This is a genomic window from Pseudomonas sp. KH_046_2 (assembly GCF_057838985.1).
This window is the reverse complement of the sequence record NZ_CM174480.1, coordinates 2,879,741-2,904,433: the sequence shown is the minus strand read 5'-3', so window position 1 is coordinate 2,904,433 and position 24,693 is coordinate 2,879,741. Positions and strand designations below refer to the sequence as shown.

The 24,693-nt window shown below is 60.8% G+C and carries 19 protein-coding genes; 13 read left to right on the top strand and 6 right to left on the bottom strand.

Going from position 1 to position 24,693, the window contains the following annotated elements; genetic code table 11:
• Positions 1 to 3 precede the first annotated feature (3 nt).
• Positions 4 to 942, bottom strand: coding sequence for a site-specific integrase (locus AC3IX1_RS13100; protein ID WP_489388518.1), 939 nt, complete (start codon positions 940 to 942; stop codon positions 4 to 6).
• 256 nt (positions 943 to 1,198) lie between these two features.
• Here AC3IX1_RS13100 and AC3IX1_RS13095 point away from each other — a divergent pair, with 256 nt between their 5' ends.
• The 5 genes from AC3IX1_RS13095 to AC3IX1_RS13075 all read left to right on the top strand — a co-directional run bounded on the left by AC3IX1_RS13095 (position 1,199) and on the right by AC3IX1_RS13075 (position 6,796).
• On the top strand, positions 1,199 to 2,602 hold the full coding sequence (locus AC3IX1_RS13095; protein ID WP_489388517.1) for a UDP-glucose dehydrogenase family protein: 1,404 nt from the start codon (positions 1,199 to 1,201) through the stop codon (positions 2,600 to 2,602).
• A 17-nt stretch (positions 2,603 to 2,619) separates the two neighbouring features.
• Positions 2,620 to 3,831 carry an MFS transporter gene (locus AC3IX1_RS13090; RefSeq protein WP_489388516.1) on the top strand — a complete coding sequence of 404 codons (1,212 nt, stop codon included), beginning with the start codon at positions 2,620 to 2,622 and terminating at the stop codon, positions 3,829 to 3,831.
• 159 nt (positions 3,832 to 3,990) lie between these two features.
• Complete coding sequence (locus AC3IX1_RS13085; RefSeq protein WP_489388515.1) at positions 3,991 to 4,698, top strand: HPP family protein; 708 nt, start codon at positions 3,991 to 3,993, stop codon at positions 4,696 to 4,698.
• A gap of 97 nt (positions 4,699 to 4,795) precedes the next feature.
• The gene (locus AC3IX1_RS13080; protein WP_489388514.1) at positions 4,796 to 6,268 is read left to right on the top strand and encodes a nucleobase:cation symporter-2 family protein; all 1,473 of its coding nucleotides are present in this window, start codon (positions 4,796 to 4,798) and stop codon (positions 6,266 to 6,268) included.
• Positions 6,269 to 6,325: 57 nt separating this feature from the next.
• Positions 6,326 to 6,796, top strand: coding sequence for an LEA/WHy family protein (locus tag AC3IX1_RS13075; RefSeq protein ID WP_489388513.1), 471 nt, complete (start codon positions 6,326 to 6,328; stop codon positions 6,794 to 6,796).
• Positions 6,797 to 6,831: 35 nt separating this feature from the next.
• Here AC3IX1_RS13075 and AC3IX1_RS13070 read toward each other — a convergent pair whose 3' ends face one another.
• The 3 genes from AC3IX1_RS13070 to pssA form a co-directional block, all read right to left on the bottom strand.
• Entirely contained in the window at positions 6,832 to 7,848 is a 1,017-nt protein-coding gene (locus AC3IX1_RS13070; RefSeq protein WP_489388735.1) for an AraC family transcriptional regulator, read from the bottom strand.
• A gap of 438 nt (positions 7,849 to 8,286) precedes the next feature.
• Positions 8,287 to 9,390, bottom strand: a complete 1,104-nt coding sequence (locus AC3IX1_RS13065; RefSeq protein ID WP_489388444.1) for an IS110 family RNA-guided transposase — start codon at positions 9,388 to 9,390, stop codon at positions 8,287 to 8,289.
• Positions 9,391 to 9,809: 419 nt separating this feature from the next.
• Entirely contained in the window at positions 9,810 to 11,153 is a 1,344-nt protein-coding gene (gene pssA / locus AC3IX1_RS13060; protein WP_489388512.1) for a CDP-diacylglycerol--serine O-phosphatidyltransferase, read from the bottom strand.
• A 217-nt stretch (positions 11,154 to 11,370) separates the two neighbouring features.
• Between pssA and AC3IX1_RS13055 the strand changes: the two genes are divergently transcribed.
• The 4 genes from AC3IX1_RS13055 to AC3IX1_RS13040 all read left to right on the top strand — a co-directional run bounded on the left by AC3IX1_RS13055 (position 11,371) and on the right by AC3IX1_RS13040 (position 14,249).
• Positions 11,371 to 11,934, top strand: coding sequence for a TetR/AcrR family transcriptional regulator (locus AC3IX1_RS13055; protein ID WP_489388511.1), 564 nt, complete (start codon positions 11,371 to 11,373; stop codon positions 11,932 to 11,934).
• A gap of 55 nt (positions 11,935 to 11,989) precedes the next feature.
• On the top strand, positions 11,990 to 12,466 hold the full coding sequence (locus AC3IX1_RS13050; protein WP_489388510.1) for a nuclear transport factor 2 family protein: 477 nt from the start codon (positions 11,990 to 11,992) through the stop codon (positions 12,464 to 12,466).
• 372 nt (positions 12,467 to 12,838) lie between these two features.
• Positions 12,839 to 13,378, top strand: coding sequence for a carbohydrate binding domain-containing protein (locus AC3IX1_RS13045; protein ID WP_489388509.1), 540 nt, complete (start codon positions 12,839 to 12,841; stop codon positions 13,376 to 13,378).
• A gap of 91 nt (positions 13,379 to 13,469) precedes the next feature.
• The gene (locus AC3IX1_RS13040) at positions 13,470 to 14,249 is read left to right on the top strand and encodes a TSUP family transporter (RefSeq protein WP_056727498.1); all 780 of its coding nucleotides are present in this window, start codon (positions 13,470 to 13,472) and stop codon (positions 14,247 to 14,249) included.
• Here the strand turns inward: AC3IX1_RS13040 and nudC are convergent.
• Both nudC and AC3IX1_RS13030 read right to left on the bottom strand, forming a co-directional pair.
• On the bottom strand, positions 14,217 to 15,047 hold the full coding sequence (gene nudC / locus AC3IX1_RS13035; protein ID WP_489388508.1) for an NAD(+) diphosphatase: 831 nt from the start codon (positions 15,045 to 15,047) through the stop codon (positions 14,217 to 14,219). The genes AC3IX1_RS13040 and nudC overlap by 33 nt on opposite strands.
• A 6-nt stretch (positions 15,048 to 15,053) precedes the next feature.
• Positions 15,054 to 15,866: a crotonase/enoyl-CoA hydratase family protein gene (locus tag AC3IX1_RS13030; protein ID WP_489388507.1), complete on the bottom strand. Its 813-nt coding sequence runs from the start codon at positions 15,864 to 15,866 to the stop codon at positions 15,054 to 15,056.
• Positions 15,867 to 16,425: 559 nt separating this feature from the next.
• Here AC3IX1_RS13030 and glgA point away from each other — a divergent pair.
• From glgA to AC3IX1_RS13010, 4 genes are read left to right on the top strand one after another with little or no spacing between them, the layout of a single operon-like run.
• On the top strand, positions 16,426 to 18,009 hold the full coding sequence (glgA, locus tag AC3IX1_RS13025) for a glycogen synthase GlgA (protein ID WP_489388506.1): 1,584 nt from the start codon (positions 16,426 to 16,428) through the stop codon (positions 18,007 to 18,009).
• Positions 18,010 to 18,021: 12 nt separating this feature from the next.
• A complete protein-coding gene (gene treZ / locus AC3IX1_RS13020) occupies positions 18,022 to 19,818 on the top strand; it encodes a malto-oligosyltrehalose trehalohydrolase (RefSeq protein ID WP_489388505.1) in 1,797 nt (598 codons plus the stop codon).
• Entirely contained in the window at positions 19,815 to 21,893 is a 2,079-nt protein-coding gene (gene malQ / locus AC3IX1_RS13015; protein WP_489388504.1) for a 4-alpha-glucanotransferase, read from the top strand. Before treZ ends, malQ begins: the two co-directional genes overlap by 4 nt.
• The gene (locus tag AC3IX1_RS13010) at positions 21,890 to 24,685 is read left to right on the top strand and encodes a malto-oligosyltrehalose synthase (protein WP_489388503.1); all 2,796 of its coding nucleotides are present in this window, start codon (positions 21,890 to 21,892) and stop codon (positions 24,683 to 24,685) included. The genes malQ and AC3IX1_RS13010 overlap by 4 nt, the downstream gene beginning before the upstream one ends.
• Positions 24,686 to 24,693: the final 8 nt, after the last annotated feature.

The window sequence follows — 24,693 nt, the reverse complement described above, 5'->3', positions numbered from 1 at the left end:
CGCTTACAAATCGAATCGATCCACCGCCCGACGCCGCTCGTTGTCATCGCGCACATCGTAGTTGGCCGTGGTCTGGATGTTGCTGTGGTGCGCCAGTTTCTGCGCAATCGACAAGTCATGCTCTTCGATCACCCGGGTGATGAATGAACGCCGGAAGTCGTGGGGCATGATTTTCACCCCGACCTGCGCACCCCGTTGCCGGGCGATGTAGTAAATCGCGTGTTTGGTGATGCGCTCACGGGTGATGTGGCTGCCCCGGCGGATGCGGTTGAACAGAAACGGGTCGTCCGACTCGCCATCCTTGAGCAACGAACGGCGCAGCTCAAGCCAGGCTTCAAGCTTGGCAAAGGCCCAGGCCGGGGCGTACTTGATCAACTGCTTGTTGCCCTTGGCCGTCACCCGCAGGCTGCGCTCGGTGAAATCGACCTGGTTCAGCTCCAGGTTCACCGATTCGGATTTGCGCATTCCCGAGCCGTACAAAATTCCGATGATCGCTGCATCCCGCAGGCCTTGCGGCCGCGGATCGGCAGCGCAGACCGCCATCAGCTCCTGGATCAGCGTGCGCCTGAGATTGCGCCCCTGGGACAGCCTTTTACCGGCCATACCCTTCACCGTACGCATCTTCAACAGATGTTCCTGAGAGATCAGGCTCATGCGCCACGCTTCGTTCATCACCCCGCGCACTGCGTTGACATACAGCGAAGACGTGTTCGGCGCATAGCCGTCCGAACGCAAGGTGGCCACCAGCGCAATGACGTCCTCGGGCTGCAGGTTATGCCAGGGGATTTCCTCTATATCGTGGTCTTCGAAGCCCAGGCGGTCGGCGGCATCCTGCAGCACATAACGCATGGTCAGTTGGCTGGACGGCGCCAGTCGCGTCAGATAAAGGGTCAGCGGATTGGTCCGGGATGAGCGTGAATCAGTAACAGCTAAGTCAATCAAACGAAACAGCCTTGAATGTAAACAGTTCAGTGAAACAAGCAGGAAGTGAAATTACGGTGATGTAAAAGACATTACCTCTGCAGGACTTTTCGCAAGCCGGTGCAGCCCGAATGGACGTGCAACCTGCCGGCCATGACGAAAAAAGTCAACCGACACGCCCGCAAGTAGCTTTTCCACACGATAACCGAATTGAAACATGGCCCTGCCTATCCTGCTTCACCGAAACAGCCCGTGCGCCCGAACAAAGGAGTGTCCAATGAAAATCAGCGTGTTTGGTAGCGGGTATGTTGGCCTGGTGCAGGCGGCGGTTCTGGCGGAAGTCGGCCACGACGTGGTCTGCATGGACGTTGACGAGAATAAAGTCGAACTGCTCCAACAAGGCCACGTGAGCATATTCGAACCCGGGCTGGCCAGCCTGGTACGCGAAGGCCTTGACGCCAGGCGGTTGCAGTTCACCAGCGACGAAAAATTCGCCGTCCAGCACGGACAGGTGCTGTTCATCGCGGTCGGTACACCGTCCCGGGACGACGGCTCGGCGGACTTGCGCTACGTGATGTCGGTGGGCGACGCCGTGGCCCGTCATCGCGAGCAACCGACGATCCTGGTGGAGAAATCCACCGTGCCAGTCGGCACCGGCGATGCCTTGCGTGCACACATCGACAAATGCCTGCTCAGCGCCGGGCGCGTATTGCAGTTCGATATCGTCTCCAACCCGGAATTCTTGAAAGAAGGTTCGGCCGTGGCCGACTGCCGGCGCCCGGACCGTATCGTCATCGGCTGTGAACGCGAAGAAGTGCGTGACGTGATGCGTGATCTGTACTCGCCCTTCAACCGCAACCATGAGCGCATCATGTTCATGGACCTGCGCAGCGCCGAGCTGACCAAGTACGCCGCCAACTGCATGCTGGCGACCAAGATCAGCTTCATCAACCAGATCGCCGAACTGGCCGAACACCTGGGTGCCGACATCGAATCGATCCGCCTGGGCATCGGCGCCGACTCCCGCATCGGCTATCACTTCATCTACCCCGGTTGCGGTTACGGTGGCTCATGTTTCCCCAAGGACATGCGCGCCCTGATCCACAGCGCGGAACAGGCCCATTGCTCCAGTGACCTGCTGCAAGCGGTGGAAGCCATCAACGAGCGACAGAAATTCAAGCTGTTCGAGCGTATCAACGCGTTCTACAAGGGCGACTTGCGTGGCAGGACCTTTGCCTTGTGGGGCCTGGCATTCAAGCCAAACACCGACGACATGCGCGATGCACCGAGCCGGGTGTTGCTCGAATCCTTGTGGGCCGCCGGGGCGAATGTCCGTGCATTCGATCCGGAAGCCATGCAGGAAACCCAGAAGTTGTATCCCGACGAATCGAAACTGATGTTAATGGGTACGCCCGAGTCGGTCTTGTCCGGCGCCGATGCACTGATCATCTGCACCGAATGGCAACAATTCAAGGCGCCTGACTTCCAGTTGATCCAGCAGCGGCTCAACGCACCAGTGATCTTTGACGGCCGCAACCTGTACGACTCGGACCGTCTGGCACGCATTGGTTTCACCTACTTCCCGATCGGCCGGGGCGAGTCGAGCAAATTGCCGATTCCGTACCAGCAATGGTTAACCCAGTCAGTGGTCGAACGACCGAGTGTCCGACTGCTAGAGTAGCGTTCACGATCGGGCTGATGCCGGCCCGATCGAATAAGGACATTCACGCCGTGACCCGCTACTCCCCCCTTATCCGCCGCCTGCTGATCTGCTCGCTGACCATCGTCGTCAGCCGCGCCATCACCAGCCCGTTGCTCACACTGTTCGTCAGCGACAAGCTGGGCCTCAACCAGCAGGACGTTGGCTTGCTGCTCGGCATCGCGGTGTTCGTCGCCACCCTGCTTTCCCTGTATGGCGGCTACATCATCGATCGCTTCGAAAAACGCCGGTTGCTGATTCTCTCGATGGCGTCCAGCGCGGTCGGCCTGGTGTTGCTGACCTTTGCTGAAAACCTCTACCTGACCACGATCACCCTGATCGTCACCGAAACCGCCTCATCGCTGTTCCTCATCGGCTCGAAAGCGATCCTCAGCGACAACCTCCCCGTGGGCCAGCGCGCCAAGGCGTTTTCCTTGAGCTATACGCTGACCAACATTGGCTACGCCGTCGGGCCGATGCTCGGTGTGCTGATTGCCGGGGTCTTTGCCAGTGCACCCTTCCTGATCGCGGCGGCCATCGCCTTTTTCAGTATTTTCCTGATGACCGGGATCGCGAAGGACCCGGCGCGTTCGCCTGTCACCGGTCAGGCGCAGAGTTTTCTCAAAACCCTGATCACCCTTAAAAACGACCGCACCCTGATCCTGTTCACCGCCGGTTGCCTGCTCAGCACCGTGGTGCACGGGCGGTTTACCTTTTACCTGTCGCAGTACCTGCTGGTGACCAGCAATCCCCGGAACACCATGGAAATCATGGCCGCCCTGCTCGCCTGCAACGCCATCAGTGTGATCCTGCTGCAATACCAGATCGGGCGTTTTCTCAAGCGCGAGCAACTGCGCCAATGGATCGTTGCCGGCACCGGCCTGTTCGTCCTCGGGCTGATCGGCTTCAGCCTGGCGGACAGCCTGGTGAGCTGGTGCATGGCGATGTTCATCTTCACCCTCGGTGAAATCATCATTTACCCGGCCGAGTTTCTCTTCGTCGACACCCTGGCGCCGGAAGAACTGCGGGGCAGCTACTACGGCGCGCAAAACCTTGCGGCCCTTGGCGGTGCGTTGAGCCCGGTGATTTGCGGCTTCATGCTGATGCACACCCCGGCGCCGACGATGTTTTATGCCTTGAGTACACTCGCGGCCCTGGGTGGTTTGCTGTGCTACACAAGCGGCCGACGGAGCAAATTACAGCAAAATTAATGCACTGAAAGCTCATTAATATGAATTTGTCAGTAGCAGGATTGAACGGCACACTGTGCACGTTCCTCCCCCAACAGTTGGAACAACTTCAAGGGCTTTCTGGGTTCCCCAGCCAAGCCCTTTTTTTTGCCTCGATTTTTCTGCCGGAGTCTTCTCGAAATGCTTGCTCGCTGGTTGCCCGCCGCCATCAACACCCGCCCCACCGAATGGAGCCGCGCCGCCATCGGCATGGCCTTGGGGACACTGATGAGTGTGTGGCTCTGTAGCCAGGTGTTCGGCATCGAGGTGGCCCAGCACTTGATCGGCCCGCTGGGCGCCTCGGCGGTGCTGTTGTTTGCCGTGTCTTCGGGCGCGCTCGCCCAGCCCTGGTCGATTCTCGGCGGTTACTTTTGCGCCGGGGTGGTTGCCTTGCTGGTGGCCCATGTGTTGGGCCGAACCCTTGGTAGCGCTTGCCTGGCGGCGGGCATGGCGTTGATCCTGATGTGCTGGCTGCGGTGCCTGCATCCACCGGCCGGTGCATTGGCCCTGACCCTGGTGCTGGCCGATCCGGCAACCATTGCCATGGACTGGAGAGCCATCGGACCGGTGATGCTCAGCGCGGCGACGATGCTGCTCTGCGCCCTGGCCTACAACAACCTGACCCGAGTTCGTTACCCCAAGAGTGCCAGCGAACCGGTGGCCAGGATTCCTGCCGATCATCCGCCGGTCGACCGTCAGGCCATCACCGCCGATGACCTGAAACTGGCGTTGGCCGACATGGAAGCGTTCTATGACGTCACGCCCGAAGACCTCGAACAGTTGATCCAGGCCAGCCAACTGCACGCCAGACGCCGCAGCGTTGGCGAGGTGTTGGCTCCACGATTGTAAACCACTGATTTGGAGGTTCTTTTGCCGTGGCCGGACGGTTCTGGCATCCTGCGCCTCCATTTTCTGACCCGGCCCGCCTTCTGGCACGCAAACCACCATGACCGCCTCTGAAAAAGCCCCTGCTCCACGCCACAGCGACCTGATCTACGGTCTCGATGATCGCCCGCATCTGACCGCCACCGTCTTCGCCGCCTTGCAACACGTGTTGGCAAGTTTCGTCGGCATCATCACCCCGACGCTGATCATGGGCAGCGCCCTGGGCCTGCAAAGCGAAATTCCTTATCTGATCAGCATGGCGTTGTTTGTCTCCGGCCTGGGCACCTTCGTGCAGGCGCGGCGCTTCGGTCCAGTGGGCTCCGGCCTGTTGTGCCTGCAAGGCACCAGTTTCTCGTTCATCAGTGTGATTCTCAGCGCCGGCTTCATGGTCAAGGCCCGGGGTGGCGGCACCGATGAGATTCTCTCGACCATCTTCGGCGTGTGTTTTTTTGCCGCGTTCATCGAAGTGGTGTTGAGCCAGTTCATCGGCAAATTGCGCATGCTGATCACCCCGGTGGTGACCGGGACGATCATCACGCTGATGGGCTTGTCGTTGATCAAGGTCGCCATGACCGACATCGCCGGCGGCTTCGGCGCACCGGATCTGGGGGCGGCCAGTCACCTGGCCCTGGCGGCGCTGGTGCTGGGAACCATCGTGGTGTTGAACCGGGTGGATGTGCCGTTTCTGCGCCTGGGGGCGATTGTCATCGGCCTGACCCTGGGCTACGGGGTGGCATGGCTCATGGGCCAGGTGGATTTCAACAGCCTGCCCGAAGTCCCGTTGATGAGCGTACCGGTGCCGTTCAAGTACGGGTTCAACTTCGATTGGGTGGCGTTCATTCCGGTGGCGGTGATCTTCCTCGTGTCACCGCTGGAGGCCGCCGGTGACCTTACGGCCAACTCGATGATCTCCCGGCAACCGGTCAAAGGCCCGGTGTACATCCGCCGGATCAAGTCCGGCCTGCTCGCCGACGGCCTCAACTCGGCCATGGCCGCGGTGTTCAACAGCATGCCGATGGTGACCTTCGCCCAGAACAACGGGGTGATCCAGCTCACCGGCGTGGCCAGCCGCTACGTAGCGTTTTTCATTGCCGGATTGCTGGTGGTGCTTGGCCTGTTCCCGATGATCGGTGCGGTACTGCAACTGATGCCGAAACCGGTGCTGGGTGGCGCGGAGCTGGTGATGTTCGGCACCGTCGCCGTGGCCGGGATCAAGATCCTCGCCGAGGCCGGCCTGCATCGGCGCAACATGCTGATCGTGGCGATTTCCGTAGGCATGGGCCTGGGCGTGGCTGCCGTGCCGGAAGTCTTGCGCGAACTGCCCAAAGCCCTGCACAACATTTTCGAATCGCCCATCACCGTCGGCGCGCTGTGCGCTATCGTTCTTAATATCTTCCTGCCCGAGGAGTTCATCGAACTGGAAGAGGATGAATTCGATCCGGAGGCCTCAGTGCTTCAGGTGATGCAGAACCCCGTTGTGACCGCCAGGGATGAACCCGTAAAGCCTGCGGTGGTCGCACAGTCGAACCACTAGACCGGCTCAAGGGCTGAGCCGCTGGCGGTTCAGCCTTTTTCAGATGAGAGCACGTCCATGCGCAGCCTCCACGCCGTCCTGATTTCCCTTCTGCTCTGCCTGAGCGCCTGTTCCTCGCTGCCCAATCGAGACCCGTTGAAAATCAACGTCGTGGGTGTCGAGCCCCTGCAAGGCGAAGGCATGGAGGTGCGCTTTGCCGTGAGAATCCGCGTACAGAACCCCAATGACTATACCCTCACCTACAGCGGCATCGCCCTGGACCTGGATATCAACGGCCAGCCCTTCGCCTCCGGTGTCACCGATGAGAGGGGTACGATCGGGCGTTTTTCCGACACCGTCGTGAGCGTACCAGTCAGCGTTTCGGCGTTTTCGGTAATCCGCCAGACCTATGGCATCAGCCAGATGAAAACGCTGAACAACATGCCCTACGTCCTGCGCGGCAAACTCTCGGGCGGGGTATTCAACACGATGCGTTTCGTGGACAGTGGCACGCTCAATCTGCCGGCATCGACGACTGGCAGCCGTTAATTACCTGCGAAGAAATGGTCGTTGCGCCGCTGAACTTACTCGGTGTCATTGAGAATCAGGCTGCGGTAATGCCCCGGATTTGACCCCGACCACTTGCGAAACGCCTTGTAGAACGAACTGACGTCAGCGAAGCCCAGCCGCGTGGCGATTTCGCTGAAGCTGATCGTGGGTTCGGCCAGCCAGACAATCGCCAGTTCCTTGCGCACGCCGTCCTTGAGGCCTTGGTAGGTTTGCCCTTCTTCGGCCAGTCGGCGGCGCAGGGTTGAAGCCGACATGCACAGGCGTTGTGCCAGGGTTTCGGTTTCCGGCCAGTGTTCGGCCGGCAGGTGGCGCAGATCATGTTTGATGCGGCTGGCCAGGCTCTGCGGATCTCGGTATTTGACCAGTATGTTCGCCGGCGCATGGGCCAGGAATCGCTTGAGTTCTTCAGGGCTGCGCTTGATGGGCAGGTCCAGGCAATCGGCAGAGAAAATCATCCGTGTACGTGGGCGGTCGAAGCGCAGGTTCTCGGAAAACATCACCTGATAGTCATCACAGAAATCCGGCTTCGAGCAGCGCAGTTCGATGGCCAGGATCGGAATCCGCCGTCCTGCCAGCCAGCAGGCAACACCATGCACGATCATCCAGTAGGTGAAATAGGTGAAGGCCCGGCGCGGGTCCTTGTCGTCCTCCAGCAGGACGATTTCCGCCAGGCTTTGCTGGCGCACCAACTGTGCCGGCAGCCGCTCAAGCATCAATGACAGAAAGTCCAGGCCGCAGGTCAGTCCCGCCGCCACGTTGGGCTGGAGCATGGCCGTACGACACAGAAAGGCAAAACTGCCGGACTTTAGCTTGCGTGGGTCCATGCCAAAAAACTCGTCATCCCCGCGCCGTGCCAGCAGTCGCCAGCACTTTGCATAGGTCGTGGCCGGCAGGCGGGCATCGGTGCTGTCCAGCAAATGCGGGTCGATACCGAGCTTGTGCAACACCTCTTCGGTGGCGGCTCCCGGAGCGCAACTTTGCAACAGTGCTTCACGCAGCAGTTGTGCGCAGATGGTGTCTTTTTCCGACATGGATCGCGGCAAGCCCTGTTCTTGTTCGAGTGGGGGGCATATTAGCCGAAACCACCACCTCAACGCAGATCGAATAACCCTGTGGGAGCGAGCCTGCTCGCGATGGCTGCTTGGCAGGCGACATGGATTTTTGAGGGTGTACATATCCGTTTCTGCGGTAACGGCGGCTTAGGGTTCCGCCCTTATGTATGGACTCGCCCCTACGGTCTACCTGCTTTTCAAACACTGCTACCCGGTTGCATCTATGTATAAGGCCTGTTCGAGGAAGCTGTCTTCGGCTTCTGGCCAACATTGGTTGAGCTCGCGGCATGCCGATTACGTTCAGGCCTCGAAGGCCGGTAAGGGCGCAGGCATCGATCCGCGACGGTCTGACCTGGGGTCAATGTTTTCTAGCAGGGGCTGGAGCGCCTTGGCGCCCCGGAGGCAGAACGCTGTCGATCAGTAACTTGGCGCAGCTGGCCGGCCATTGGCCGGTTGGCTGCGGTAAGTCTGGTCATTTTGTAGCAGCACCCAAACGATTCGAAGGTTGCGGTTCGCCAACCGTATCGCCGCTTCCTTGCGTCCCAGTCGACCCAGCCAACGTTGCAACCGACGATCGTCGGGCTGCTCTGAATCAGGGCGCAAATGCCTCAATACCGCGTGAGCCCCTTGAACCATCAGGCTGCGCACATAGCTGTCGCCTCGTTTGCTCATCCTGCCCAGGCGAATCTTCTGCCCACTGCTGTTCTGCTCAGGCACCATGCCAAAGTAGGCCGCGAACTGGCGTGCATTGGCAAAACGTTCAGGTTCGGTCTCCTTGGCCAAAAGCGCTGTGGCGATGATCGGGCCGATACCGCGCACGGTCATCAGTCGCCGGGCTGTTTTATCCTCGTTCGCGGCGCTCTCCAGGCGACCGGTCAGCACGTTGATCCGTTCGCCTAACTGACGCCACTCGCCCAGCAGCTCGTCTATCAGCTCACGCAATATGTCTGGCAATGGTTGTGTCGCGTCTTCCAGCACCCGAGGCAGGGTCTGACTGATAGCGACATCACCTTGTGCCAGGGTTATACCGTGTTCCATCAGCAAGCCCCGCATCTGGTTACTCATGGCTGTGCGCCGACGCACATAACCCTGCCGGGCACGGTGCAAGGCCTGCATGGCCAGTGCTGTGGCACTTTCGATGGGGACCGCCGCAATTTTGCTGTCGCGCCCCGCACGCAATATGGCCCGGGCATCATTACGATCATTTTTGGCGCCGCTGCGGTGCTTGGCCACAAGTTGCGCCGGAAGAATTCGCGCCAGATTGCCCTGAGCCTGTAGCTGCCGCGCCCATGCTTGAGCGCCTGGGCCCGTTTCTACCAGCACCACTACGGTTGGCGGCAGTTTGCGCAGGAAGGTATGAAAGGCTTCACGCGACTTGATTCGCTCTTCGTAAAGCACTTGGCCAAGGGCATCTTCCCCCGCGACCTGGAATATCTGCTTGGCAAGATCGACTGCCACTGTCGTGCATGTCGATAGATCGGTTGGAGACAGGGACTGTTTAACCGTCGTATTCTTTTTCATGGATTCGCCCTCGCTGTCGGTGGCTTCTTAGACTGCCCCCGTGGCGCATTGACGCCTCGGCGCGGGCGAGTCCATCCAATTACGGCGGGTCACTTGGAAAAGCCCCAAGTAACCAAGGGCTCTTGCCCCTGACGTTCGGTGCCTCGCCAAGGCTCGGCATGCCCTCGCTCCGGTCCTGCTCCGTGGGCCCGCCGCCATCGGCCATCCATGGCCGGCGGCAGCTAACCCGGCATCCATGCCGGGTTGCCCACTGCGCAGAACCTGCGCTCGGCCTCACGAGGGGGCGTACACCGCAACAGCGCTCGAGGCGGCCTACCGGCCGGCCTGTTTGTTGGGTTCGTTCGTCTGTGATGACCTGGTCGGCTGTCAGGCCGTCATCGCGAGCAAGCTCGCGATTGCTTTTCTGTGACCCACCGGCTTTACAGAATGCGATAGAGCAACCGCTCGATCCGCACACGACTCACGCGCTTGAGGAACTTGGCCACGCCCGCCGGGTATTCGGCCAGGGTTTCCAGGTTCTGGAAGTGCTCGATTCGCCGAGTGTGCTGGAAGATCTCTGCCAGCTCTTTGCGACGCGGCTCCAGCAGTTCGCCATGGGGATCATCGAGCAACAAGGCATTTTCCAGATCGAGTCGAAACGCCCGCGGGTTGAGGTTGTTGCCGGTCAGCAAGGTATAGCGCCGGTCGATCCACATGCCCTTGAGGTGGTAGGTGTTGTCGCCATCACGCCACAGGTGCAGGTTCAACTGGCCGCTGTCGATGTTGCGCTGATGACGCTTGGCAAACCGGCGCAAGCTGATTTCGTACAGGTACGGCAGCGCCGAAATGACCCGGAACGGTTCGCTCGGTGGAATGTAGAAGTCGTTGGCCGTCTTGTCGCCGACCACAATGTCGATCTTCACCCCGCGGGCCAGCGCACGGTTGATCTCGCGGATGATCGCCAGCGGCAGGTTGAAGTACGGCGTGCAAATCGTCAGTTGCTGCTGGGCGCTGGCGATCAGTTCGCAGATCACCCGATTCAGCGGATTGTTCTTGCCGACACCGAGCAACGGGCTGACGGACAAACCGCTCCTGTCGGTGGTGCCTCGCGTGGTGTCGTAGGCCGCGTGCTTGAGGCGGCTGCGCAGGTCACCGATGTCATTGCGCAGGCTGCGGGTGGTCGGCAGGTTCGGCAGGTCGAGGCGGTGCACCGCCTTGGAAGCCACAAGGCCGTGCTGCACCAGGTGCTGCATCGAATCGGCCAGTTCACGATTGTGCAGCAGGTGATAGCGGTCGTAGCGGTACTTGTCGAACTTGTGCAGATAGACGTTGTTCAGGCTCGCGCCGCTATAGAGCACGCAGTCATCGATCACGAAGCCTTTAAGGTGCAACACACCGAACAGTTCGCGGGTTTGAACCGGGACGCCGTAGATCGGCACTTCGCTGGCATGGGTGCGGGTCATTTCCTGGTACCAGGCTGAGTTGCCCGGTTGCTTGCCGGCACCGATCAGGCCGCGCTGGGCGCGCAGCCAGTCGACGACCACCACCACGTCCAGTTCCGGACGCGCCAGTTTGGCAGCGTGCAAGGCATCGAGGATTTCCTGGCCGGCTTCATCCTGTTGCAGGTACAGCGCAACGATGTAAATGCGCCGGGTCGCGCTGGCGATTTTCTCCAGCAGGCAACGACGGAATTCGGCAGCGCCGGAAAGGACGCCAACGGCATCGGCCGACAGCGGAAAACTGCGCAACTTGGGCAGCAGGGAGCGTTTGAAAAGCGACGGCATAGGGCTCGCAATTGGGTCGAATCCGAAGAACCCGAGAGCTTACACCATGCAGAGGTTCGGGTCTTGTTACTGTCTGTAATGTCCCCTTCGCGAGCAGGCTCGCTTCCACAGGAGAATGCATTTCAATGTGAGAGCGAGCCTGCTCGCGAAGACCATTTATCAGACACTACAAAAATATCGATTGACCATGGAGAACGATCATTCTACTGTTTGCCACATGAACGAAATCACTAGCAATGACACACGCGACATCATTCTGGATGTCACCGAAAAGTTGATCTACAAAAGTGGCATAGCCGCCACTGGCATGGATCTTCTGGTGAAAACCGCCGGCGTCTCCAGAAAAAGCATCTACCGCTACTTCGCCAACAAGGACGATCTGGTGGTGGCCGCCCTGCAACGCCGCGACCAGCGCTGGATGCACTGGTACAGAGGCGCAGTCGGCCAGGCACACACCCCGGCCGAGCGACTGCTCAACCTGTTTACCGTGCTCAAATCGTGGTTCGAATCCGAAGGTTTCCGCGGCTGCGCCTTCATCAACACCAGCGGTGAAACCGGCGACCCGCAGGACACGGTGCGCCTAGTCGCCAAAGAGCATAAACAGAAGCTGCTCGACTACCTGTGCGAGCTGTGTACCGAACATGGCGCCGAGGATCCGCAGCTGCTGGCCAGACAGTTGCTGATCCTGATCGACGGTGCCATTACCGTGGCGCTTGTAATGGGTGATCACAGTGCCGCCGATAATGCGCAATGCATGGCGCGAAAGTTATTGGACCTGTAGCAACCTGATCAAGCTCGACAGTTGTTTGAACATTAACTTGATACGGAGACTTTAAATGTCTAATGCCGAAGTACGTCCGCCATTACCCCCTTTCACCCGTGAATCGGCGATTGAAAAAGTTCGCCTGGCCGAAGACGGCTGGAACTCCCGCGACCCCGAGCGTGTGTCCCTGGCCTATACCCTGGACACCCAATGGCGCAACCGCGCCGAGTTCGCCCACAACCGCGAAGAAGCCAAAAGCTTCCTGACCCGCAAATGGGCCAAGGAGCTGAACTACCGGCTGATCAAGGAGCTCTGGGCATTTACCGACAATCGCATTGCCGTGCGTTATGCCTATGAATGGCACGACGACTCGGGCAACTGGTTCCGCTCCTACGGTAACGAAAACTGGGAGTTCAACGAGGACGGCCTGATGGCCCACCGCTTCGCCTGCATCAACGACATGCCGATCAAGGAAAGCGAGCGCAAGTTCCACTGGCCGCTGGGGCGTCGCCCAGATGATCATCCGGGGCTGTCGGATCTGGGCCTGTAATCCAGATTCAATGGCAGACCGTTGCGTGGTTTGCCAGCACGCTGGAGGTGATTGGCCCCGTTGAAGACATCGTCATTGGTCGATGATGCCCGATCACCTTCAGCAACATGGCATTCAACGTCTTGTCCGTATCAAGCAACTGCCGCTGTCTATCAAGTCAGCACATGAGGCGTTATTGCCCGCACCAACACATCAGTTTCATTAAAACGTCAGACAGATATTCTTTTAATTGCCAAAAATGCTTATCTACTGTCATTTGTGACAGTAGATGCATGCGCGGATGCATCCCATCATTGCCACACAGCGAGGACTTTCCCGGCGAAAGCGATGGTCATCGCTCACTCCCCCGCTACCTGGCAATGAGTAAATAACATGATCAAGAACAAGAACTACCTCTTGAATGGTAACTTCAGTACCGGTGACTTCAGCCACTGGACGGCAAGCAACAATCACACGCCTATGTCAGTCGAACTCAGGGACTTCAACTATGTAGCCCGAATGACCGGAGGCAAAAGTCTTGGGCAAAATCTGGCGTCTGATGTTTTCGAAACACCGTCGGGTCCCTTCACGTTCAGTTTCAATGTCCAGGCCCCTGAGGCGTACCAGTTGGTAAACAGCGACCATCAACGCGTGCACATCACAGGTGCAGAGGGAAAGGCCAATCCACTGGTTAATGCGTTCGTCTTGTACACAGTCTGGGCAACGTCACCAATCGACGAAGCATCGGAAATCTGGCAGGGATTGAGTTATGTAGGGCCAAAAAATCAATTGATAACCATTGAGGGCACTCTTCCACCAGGTTATCAGCATGTGGATGTTCACTTAGCTATTCCAAGTGATCCATTTGGCAATAAGGGGGCCTATTACGTCGACAATATCAAGTTCTTAATGCCTGCAGAATTACGCTCCTGACCCGGCCTCCCCGGTGACAATCCGAGTCGCGGGAAACGATGGTTACGGATATGATGGCGGCCCGCTCTTCCCCGCTATTCAAGCCGATCCCATGCCTTTCGAACTCAGCGTTGACCTCTCCACCCTGGCCATCCTGGCCCTTGTCGCTTTTGTTGCCGGTTTCATCGACGCCATCGCCGGTGGCGGTGGTCTGTTGACCACCCCGGCCTTGTTGACCGCCGGCCTGCCGCCGCACCTGGTGCTGGGCACCAACAAGCTCAGTTCGACCTTCGGCTCGGCGATTGCCAGTTTCACCTTCTACCGCCGCAAGCTGTTCCACCCCGCGCAATGGGTGCACGCCATCGTCGGCACCCTGGTCGGCGCGCTGACCGGTGCCGTGGTCGCCCATTACCTGCCGGCGGAATGGCTGAACAAAATGCTGCCGGTGATCGTCTTCGCTTGCGGTGTCTATCTCTTGTTTGGCGGCACGCCGAAAGCGCCGCTGGACAGCAACGCACCGATCAAGAAAAAGTGGCAGTCGACCCAAGGCTTCAGCCTCGGCTTCTATGACGGCGTGGCCGGTCCCGGCACGGGCGCGTTCTGGACCGTGAGCAGCCTGCTGCTCTACCCCATCGACCTGGTGAAGGCCAGCGGCGTGGCGCGCAGCATGAACTTCGTCAGCAACGCGGCGGCGCTGTCGATCTTCATCTTTTCCGGTCAGGTGGACTGGGTCATCGGCCTGTGCATGGGCTCGTCGTTGATGGTCGGCGCCTTCTTCGGCGCCCGCACCGCCATCAGCGGCGGCGCGAAATTCATTCGTCCGGTGTTCATCACCGTGGTGCTGGGCCTGACCGTGCGCCTAGCCTGGCAGCACTGGTTCAGCGTGGCCTAAACGCCGGGCCACGTAGACGTCGATCAGGTAACGGGCAATCGAGCGTGACGCCGGCAACGGCGGCAGCTCGTGCACGTTGAACCACTGGGCGTCCTCGATCTCGTCTTCCTGACAGACGATCTCGCCGCTGGCATATTCGGCGTGAAAACCGAGCATCATCGAGTGCGGGAACGGCCAGCACTGGCTGCCCATGTACTGGATGTTCCTGACCTCGATGCTCACCTCTTCGCGAACCTCGCGAATCAGGCAGTCTTCGGCCGATTCGCCCGGCTCGGCGAACCCCGCCAATGTGCTGTAGACACCGCTGACAAAACGCGGTGAGCGTGCCAACAGCACTTCATCGCCTCGGGTGACCAGTACGATCATGCTCGGCGAAATCCGTGGGTAGCTGCGCAGATCGCACGGCTGACAATACATCGCCCGTTCGCGCGGCACCTGGGTCATGGCCTGACCGCAGTTACCGCAAAAGCGGTGCTCGCGGGCCCATGTACCGATCTGCGCGGCGTAACCGAGCACCTTGTACAGCGTGTGGTCGCCTTCGAGCATGAACGCCCGCAGGCCTTTCCAGTTGCAACCCGGCACCTCGCTGTGACTGCGCAACTCCAGCAGATAAACCGGCTCGCCATCGAGATGCCCGATGCCATGTTCGGCCAGAATCGACAGGTCCTGGCGTTTTAGCCATTCGCGAGCGAACAGTGCGCCGTTGTCATCGAACAGAAAGCCTTCGGGGCTGCGCGCGATGGCCCAGCCGCCGGGTTGATCGGTGTCCAGTACTGCGGTGGTCCAGCGAGGAATCATGGTTAATCAATCCAGAAATTCGGGTTTCTGTTTGCTCATATGGGCCGCCATGGCCACGCGCAGATCGGTGGATTGCAGCATGGCGGCGTTCCAGGTGGCGATGTATTCGAGGCCGTCATCGATGCGATGGTCGCGCATGTAGCTGATCATCTCCTTGGTGCCGGTGACGGCGATCGGCGACTTGCCGGCGATTTCCCGGGCAATGCCCATCACGCCGTCGAGCAGGCTGGCATTGTCGCTGTAGACGCGATTGACCAGGCCCATGCCTCGCGCTTCGTCAGCGCCAAACGTGCGACCAGTGTAAGCCAGTTCGCGCAGCATGCCGTCACCGATGATCCGCGGCAAGCGTTGCAGCGTACCAACGTCGGCGGCCATGCCGATGTCGATTTCCTTGATCGAAAACTGTGCGTCTTCAGCGGCGTAACGCATGTCACACGCGGCAATCAGGTCGATGGCGCCACCCAGGCAGTACCCCTGAATCGCTGCAAGCACCGGTTTGCGGCAGTTGTCGACGGCATTGAACGACGCTTGCAGGGTGAGGATCTTGCGTCGCAGCAGGCGCGCATTGCGTCCGATGTCCTTGCCCAGCTCATTGGCCACACCGGCCAGCATCATCAGGTCGATGCCCGAAGAGAAATGCTTGCCGGCCCCGCTGAGGACCACCACGCGCACTTCATCGGTGTCGTCGATCCACTGGAAGATTTCGACGATCTCGCTCCAGAACGCCGCGTTCATCGAGTTGATCTTCTCCGGTCGGTTGATCTGCACATGGGCGATTTTATCGACCAGCTCGACGTTGAACGCGCTGTACTGAGACATGCCAGTGATCCTTTTGCGGGCAAAAATGAGGCCCGAACTATAACAAGGCATCACGGTGGGCAGTAAGGCAGCGGTTCGGCCAAATGCGGGACTCAAAAATGCGCACCACAATAGTGCACGCCTGATAAATCACGTCGCACATTTATGTGACTACCCCGTGACTTTTTGAAGCCGAAACACAAAAAAACATGCACTTCGTCGGGGCGTTTGCACCTCGATCAGGCACGTCCGTACCGCTACAAACCGATTGTCGAACAATTTTGCCATCTGCCCTTTACCGCTCTAAGTTCTGGCCTAGACTCACTTTCTCAAAGCGAAACCGGTCGGTCATAAAATGGAAAAATAGTCGAAACTTTTTCCATTCCCGATCGGTCCTCTGACAAGAAGGTGCGTTGCGACTGGTGCAATCTTTGCAACGGCTGATTCAACCCTTTTGCTTCGACGCATTGGGCAGCGCTTGCTCACTGATGCGCAGCGCGTTTGCGCCGGCCACGGGAAATTGGCCATGAAACACCGTTTGCCAGACCTAAGAATTAGATCAACAACACGGGAGATTCATATGATCGGTACGGCTTTGGAAATACAGGGAGAGCGTGCTCATCAGGTCGGCGAATCGAGCGCCGTAACTGCCGCAAACACCCTACCCGTCAGCGTTCCAGGCACCAGGACCCTGACCCCGGCAGCCAACCAGAATCCGAACCGTAAGAAAGTCCTGTTCGTCACCTCGGAAATTGCCGACCTGGTGAAAACCGGTGGCCTGGGCGACGTTTCCGCGGCGCTGCCACGGGCCATGGCCCATCTGCACGATGTACGGGTGTTGATCCCCGGTTACCCGCAGGTGCTGCACAGCGAAAATCCGATCCATATCATTGGCGAGCTTGGCGGTCATGCTGCGTTGCCACCGTGCAAGATCGGGCGCATGGACATGCCCGATGGCCTGGTCATTTACGTGTTGATCTGCCCCGAACTCTACGAGCGCGAAGGCTCGCCCTACGGCGCCAACAACGGCCGCGACTGGCCGGACAACCATATCCGTTTCGCCCGCCTGGGCCTGGCGGCGGCCGACATTGCCGCCAACCTCGCGCAGATCCACTGGTGCCCAGACCTGGTGCACGCCCACGACTGGCCCGCCGGCCTGGCCCCGGCCTACATGCACTGGCGTGGGCAGCGCACGCCGACGCTGTTCACCATCCACAACCTGGCCTATCAAGGCGTGACCAGCCTGGGCTCATGCCCCGAACTGGGCATTCCCCATCACGCGCTGCAACAGGAAGGCATGGAGTTCTACGGCAAGATGTCGTTCCTCAAGGCCGGCATGGCCTATTCGAGCCACATCACCACGGTCAGCGCGACCTACGCCCAGGAAATCACCACCCCGGATTTCGGCTGCGGTCTCGACGGCTTTCTCGCCGCCAAGACCCAGCAAGGCCTGCTCAGCGGCATTCCGAACGGCATCGATGAAAGCTGGGATGCGGCGACCGATCCACACCTGTTCTGCCCGTTCAGCATCGGCGACTGGGATGGCAAGGCCGTGAACGCCGCCCATGTCCGCGAACTGTTCGGCCTGCAAGACTCCGAAGGTCCACTGTTTGCGGTGGTTTCGCGCCTGGTTTATCAGAAAGGCCTGGACCTGACCGAAGCGGTGTCCGAGTACATCGTCAAAAACGGCGGGCAAATCGCGATCATCGGCCGCGGCGAGCCGGAAGAAGAACAATCGATGCGTGAACTGGCCCTGCGTTTCCCCGGGCAGATCGGCGTACGCATCGGCTTCAACGAAACCGACGCCCGGCGCATGTTCGCCGGTAGCGACTTCCTGCTGATGCCTTCGCGTTACGAGCCATGCGGCCTGAGCCAGATGTATGCCCAGCGCTTCGGCTCGTTGCCGGTGGCCCGCAATACCGGTGGCCTGGCCGACACCATCGAAAACGGCGTGACCGGTTTCCTGTTCGATGAATCCACGGTGCAGAGCTACCAGGAAGCCCTGAGCCGCGCGTTCAAGGTGTTCGCCTTTCCCGACCTGCTGCACGCCATGCGCTGCCGGGCCATGGCGGCGCCGTTCAACTGGTGCAAGGCGGTCGAGCCCTACGCCGAGCTCTACGAACAGCTTGTGGCTAAAGCATTGGGGAAATCGAACAAACAGTAAGAGGCTTTCAAGATGCCGTTACGGACCCTTGAGACCTGGCCCCACGGCGCAATCATGCTGGACGCAGAGCACACGCGATTCGCGTTGTGGGCGCCAGATGCGTTCTACGTCAGTGTCGAACTGGAAAATGGACAGTCCTTGCCGTTGCTGCCCCAGGCCGACGGCTGGTTCGTGAGCGACACCCGATGCGCGGCGGGTACGCGTTACCGCTACTGCATCGACGGCGAACTGGAAGTGCCCGACCCGGCCTCCCGCGCTCAGGCCGGCGACATCGACCGGCACAGTGTGGTGGTCGATCCGCTGGCCTATGCCTGGCAACACAGCGCCTGGCTGGGGCGGCCGTGGAACGAGGCGGTGATCTACGAATTGCATGTCGGTGCGCTCGGCGGCTTCAGTGCCGTCGAGCAGCATCTGGCACGGCTGGTCGAACTGGGTGTCACCGCGATCGAACTGATGCCCGTGGCGCAGTTTCCCGGCGAGCGCAATTGGGGTTATGACGGCGTCCTGCCCTACGCGCCCCAGGCGTCATACGGCTCACCCGCGCAGCTCAAGCACTTGATCGACACCGCCCACGGCCACGGCCTCGCGGTGATTCTCGACGTGGTCTACAACCACTTCGGCCCGGACGGCAACTACCTGCATCGTTATGCCCAAGGCTTTTTTCGCGAGGACCAACACACGCCGTGGGGCGCGGCCATCGACTTGCGCCGTCGCGAAGTCCGGGACTTCTTCATCGAAAACGCCTTGATGTGGCTGCTCGAATACCGTTTCGACGGTTTGCGCCTGGACGCGGTGCATGCCATCGAAGACCCGGATTTCCTCCAGGAACTGGCGCTTCGGGTGCGCCAGCAGACCGGACCGGCGCGGCATGTGTGGCTGATGGTGGAGAACGAACACAACCAGGCCAGCCTGCTGGAGCAAGGTTACGACGCACAATGGAATGACGACGGCCACAACGCCCTGCATGTATTGCTGACCGGCGAAACCGACGCCTATTACGCCGATTACGCGCAAAACCCCACCGAACAACTGGCGCGCTGCCTGAGCCAGGGTTTCGTGTTCCAGGGCCATATCAACCGCCATGGTGTGGCGCGGGGTGAACCCAGCGGGCATCTGCCACCCAGTGCCTTCATCCTGTTTTTGCAGAACCATGACCAGATCGGCAACCGGGCCTTCGGCGAGCGCCTGCATCAACTCGCCCACCCGCAAGCGCTGCGGGCCGCCACGGTGTTGTTGCTGTTGTCGCCGATGATTCCGCTGCTGTTCATGGGCGACGAGTTTGCCGTTGAACAACCCTTCCTGTTTTTCACCAGCCATCACGGTGCATTGGCCAAACAGGTACGCGACGGTCGGCGCAATGAGTTCGCGGCGTTCAGCGCCTTTGCCGACCCTATCCTGCGCGAACACATTCCGGACCCGAACGATCCGCAGACGTTTGCAGCGTCCCGCCCGGTCCTGCCATCGACCGGCCATTGCGAGATGCACGACCTGTATTGCCGACTGTTGCAGATCCGCCACCGGCACATCATCCCGCGCCTGCCGGGCGCCCAGGCACTGGGCAGCGACGTACTGGGCGAAGGCGCGATCAGTGCATCCTGGCGCTTGGGTGATGGCAGCCAGCTGCGCATTGACCTGAACCTCAGTGCCAGGCCCGTAGTCCACACCTCACAGACCGGTGCCACGCGCTTGTTCGAATACCCGCCACAGTACCCCGACCTGCCGACCCCAAACACCCTTGCCCCGTATTGCGCGCTCGTCAGCCTCGCCGCCGCAGCCCCCTTTGCTACCTCGTTTGGAGAGCGTCCATGAGTGATGCGCAACTGGAAATCCTGGCCAGCCGTGCCGGCCTCGCTGTCGACTGGCTCGACGCCAACGGCCGCCCGCAAAAAGTCGCACCTTCCGTGTTGCGCAACGTGCTGACCGGCCTTGGCCACCCGGCAGGCAGTGCCCAGGAAATCGACGCCAGCCTGCTGGAACTGCAAGCGGCGCAACAGACCCATCACTTGCCGCCATTGATCACCGCCGATGTCGGGGCGGGCCTGGACCTGGCGCGTTTTTTCGAGCCCGGGACCCCTTGCGAAATCCACCTCGAAGACGGTTCGCGGCTCAACCTGAAACTGGACGCCAAGGCAGTGCTGCCGGGGCTGGTACCGGTCGGCTATCAACAGGTCAGCATCGACGGACAAACCTTCACCCTGGCCGTGGCCCCGTCCCGTTGTTACAGCGTGGCCGATGCCGTGGATAACCCGATCCCCCGTGCCTGGGGCCTGAGCGTGCAGTTGTATGGATTGCGCCGCCCCGGCGATGGCGGGTTTGGTGACACCCAGGCGCTGGAAGACCTCGCCCGGGTGGCCGGTGAGCGTGGCGCCGAGGCGCTGGCGATCAGCCCGTTGCATGCGATGTTTTCCAGTGACACCCGACGCTACAGTCCGTATTCCCCATCCAGCCGATTGTTTCTCAACAGCCTTTACTGTGCCCCCGGCACCATTCTCGGCGAACGTGCCCTGCGTTCCGCCATTGATGCCACCGGACTGGCGATTGAACTCAAAGCGCTGGAAGAACGTCCGCTGATTGACTGGCCGGCTGCTGCCGAAGCCAAGCATCGGTTGTTGCAGTCGCTGTACGAAGGTTTCGTCCAGGGTGAACACCCTTTGCATGAAGACTTCAGCAGTTTTCGTCACGCTGCCGGCGAAGCGCTGGAAAACCACTGCCGTTTCGAAGCCATCCAGGAGGCGCGCGCCGCCCGCGGTGAGCACCTCGACTGGCGGCAGTGGCCCGAACCCTGGCGCAACCCGCGCACCGCCGAACTGGCGGCATTCGCCGAAGAGAATGCCGGGCGTATCGGCTTCTTCGCCTTCTGTCAGTGGCTGATCACGCGCTGTCTGGAGCGCGCGCAAACCGCCGCCCGTGCCAGCGGCATGAGTATCGGCCTGATCGCCGATCTGGCGGTCGGCGCCGATGGCGGCGGCAGCCAGGCCTGGAGCCGTCAGGACGAACTGCTCGCGTCCCTCACCGTTGGTGCGCCGCCGGACATTCTCAACCGCACTGGCCAAGGCTGGGGGATTTCCGCGTTCTCCCCTGAAGGCCTGGTGCGCAATGGTTTCCGGGCCTTCATCGAAATGCTGCGGGCCAACTTCGCCCACTCCGGTGGCTTGCGTATCGATCACGTCATGGGCTTGCAGCGTCTGTGGGTCATCCCCAACGGTTCGCCGCCGGCCGACGGCGCTTACCTGTATTACCCGGTGGACGACCTGCTGCGCCTGCTGACCCTGGAATCCCATCGCCACCAGGCCATCGTCCTCGGCGAAGACCTCGGCACCGTGCCGGACGGCCTGCGGGAAAAACTCATCGCCCGTTCGATGCTGGGCATGCGGGTGTTGCTGTTCGAACAGGACAACACCCACTTCAAGCCGATCCTCGACTGGCCGGACAACGCCCTGGCGACCACCAGCACCCATGACCTGCCCACCCTCAACGGCTGGTGGCATGGTCGCGATATCGACTGGAATGCCCGGCTCGGCATGGTCGATGCCAGCGGTGAAATCGAATGGCGCCAGCACCGTGAACGTGAGCGTGAAGGCCTGCGCCGGGCGTTGAGCCAGGACCCGCAGAACTTTCGCGAAGAGTCCCACGAAACCGACCAGGTGCTCGATGCCAGCGTGCGCTTCCTCGGTCATACCCGGGCACCCTTGGTGCTGCTGCCCCTGGAAGATGCCCTGGGCGTCGAACAGCAAGCCAACCTGCCCGGCACCATCGACACCCACCCCAACTGGTCGCGGCGCTTGCCGGGCTACAGCGAAGCCCTGCTCGATGGAGCGGATGCCGCGCGACGCCTGGAACTGCTCGCCTGTGCGCGGCTCCAGGCGGCCGAGCGTGATCGATGACCCAGGTGCCGACCCGACCACTGCGCGCCACCTTGCGCCTGCAATTTCACAAAGGCTTCACGCTGGAAGACGCGGTGCCACTGGTGCCGTATTTCGCGCGGCTTGGCATCAGCCATGTCTACGCCTCCCCGCTGTTGCGCGCCCGTGCGGGGTCGATGCATGGCTACGACGTGGTGGACCCGACCCGGGTCAACCCGGAACTGGGCGGTGAGGCGGCGCTGCGCAGCCTGGTCAGTGCCTTGCACGGGCAGGACATGGGGTTGATCCTCGACGTCGTCTCCAACCACATGGCGGTCGGCGGCAGTGATAATCCCTGGTGGCTGGATTTGCTGGAGTGGGGGCGCCTGAGCCCCTACGGCGAGTTTTTCGATATCCAGTGGCATTCACCCGATCCGTTGATGGAAGGCCAGTTGCTCCTGCCGTTTCTGGGCAGCGACTACGGCGTCGCGTTGCAGGACGGCACCCTGCCCCTGCGCTTCGATGCCTGGCACGGCAGCTTCCATGTCGAGCACTACGAACACCGCTTTCCGATTTGTCCCAGCGATTACGGCGAACTGCTCAGGACCGATGCACCGCTCGATACGCAACAGGCCGAACAACTGAAAAACCTGGCCGACCGCTTCAGCACCCTGAGCTACCAGACCGATGCCCACAACCTGGCGCAACCGCTGAAGGCAGAACTTCGCGATCTGGTCAGCGATCCGGCTCTTGCCCAGGCCATCGAGCAGCACCTGAACAACTACGACTCACTGACCGGCGAAGGCTTCCGGCGCCTGCACAACCTGCTGGAGCGCCAGAGCTATCGCCTCGCCAGTTGGCGCACCGCCGCCGATGACATCAACTGGCGGCGCTTCTTCGATATCAATGAGCTCGGCGGACTGCGGGTCGAGCGTCCCGCCGTGTTCGAAGCCACCCACGCGAAAATCTTCCAACTGGTGGCTGAAGGGCTGATCGACGGGTTGCGCATCGACCACATCGACGGCCTCGCCGACCCGCGGGGCTACTGCCGCAAGCTGCGCCGCCGGGTCGACAGCCTTTCGGCGGGCCGCCACCTGCCCATCTATGTGGAAAAGATCCTCGGCGAAGGCGAAACCCTGCATCGCGACTGGTCGGTGGACGGCACCACCGGCTACGAATTCATGAACCAGTTGTCACTGCTGCAACAGGATCCACGGGGCGCGCAGACACTGGCCGAACTCTGGCACCGTCACAGCGAGCGACCCGCCGACTTCTGCCAGGAAGCACAACTGGCGCGCCAGCAAATCCTCGGTGGTTCCCTGGCCGGAGATTTCGAAAGTGTCGCCCAGGCCCTGCTGCAAGTGGCCCGGGACAATCTCATGACCCGCGACCTGACCCTCGGCGCCATTCGCCGGGCCTTGCAGGCGCTGATCGTGCATTTCCCGGTGTACCGCACCTACATCAGCCCCCTCGGCCGGTTGGCCCAGGACGAGGTTTTTTTCCAGCAGGCCATGGCCGGTGCCCGTCAAACCCTGGGCGAAGCGGACTGGCCGGTGCTCGACTGCCTGGCCGGCTGGCTCGGCGGTGAGCTCTGGCGGCAACGCCCGGCCGGTCGCCAGCGCAAACGCCTCAAGCACGCCTGCGTACGTTTCCAGCAACTGACCTCGCCGGCGGCGGCGAAAGCGGTGGAAGACACCGCGTTCTATCGTTCGGCGGTCCTGCTCTCGCGCAATGACGTTGGCTTCAACACCGAGCAGTTCAGTGCACCCCTCGCCGACTTTCATCAGGCCTGCATCGAGCGCCTCGACACCTTCCCGGACAATCTGCTGGCCAGCGCCACCCACGACCACAAGCGCGGCGAAGATTCACGGGCGCGGCTGGCGGTACTGAGCGAGCGCAGCGGCTGGTACGCCGACCAGATCGGCCTGTGGCGCGCCCTCGCCCGGCCCTTGCGCAACGACGATCAAATGCCATCGGCGGGGGATGAATTGATTCTGTACCAGGCAATCCTCGGCAGTTGGCCGCTGGAACTGGATATCGATCATCCGCCGGCGCTCGAGGACTACGCAAAACGCCTCTGCCAGTGGCAACGCAAGGCCCTGCGCGAAGCCAAGCTGCAAAGCAGTTGGAGCGCGCCCAATGACCCTTACGAGCAAGCGAGCGAAGACTTCATTCAGCGCCTGCTGCTCAGCCCTGAAGGCGAGCTGTTGCGGACCGCCCTGGCCAAGGCTGCCCGCTCGATCGGCGCCCCCGGCGCACTCAACGGTTTGGCGCAAACCTTGCTGCGCATGACTGTGCCCGGCGTACCGGATTTGTATCAGGGCAACGATTTCTGGGACTTCAGCCTGGTCGACCCGGACAACCGTCGCCCCGTGGATTACGCCAGCCGCCAGCAGGCACTGCAGCAAACGGTGGACCTGCCGGATTTGATCCAGAACTGGCGTGACGGGCGCATCAAACAAGCCTTGATTGCGCGCACCCTGAGCCTGCGCGCCGAGCATGCCGAGCTGTTTCGGTGTGGCACCTACCAGGCTTTGGAAGTGGTGGGCAGCTCGGCCCATCGAGTGCTGGGTTTTGTCCGTGAACGGGAGGGAAAACGCGCCATCGTGATTGTGCCGATACGTTGTGCCGAACTGCTGGAAAACGGTGCCGTACCACAGGTCCACGCGCCGCTGTGGGGCGATACACGGGTCAAACTGCCGTTCACCGTCCCTGACGAACATCTGCAGGGACTTTTTTCCGGCATCACAGTCACAAAACACAGGGAGCTGCTGATCAGCGCCGCGCTGGGGGATTTCCCGGTCAATCTCATTTTTCAAACTGCCCACACTTGAGTTCAGTT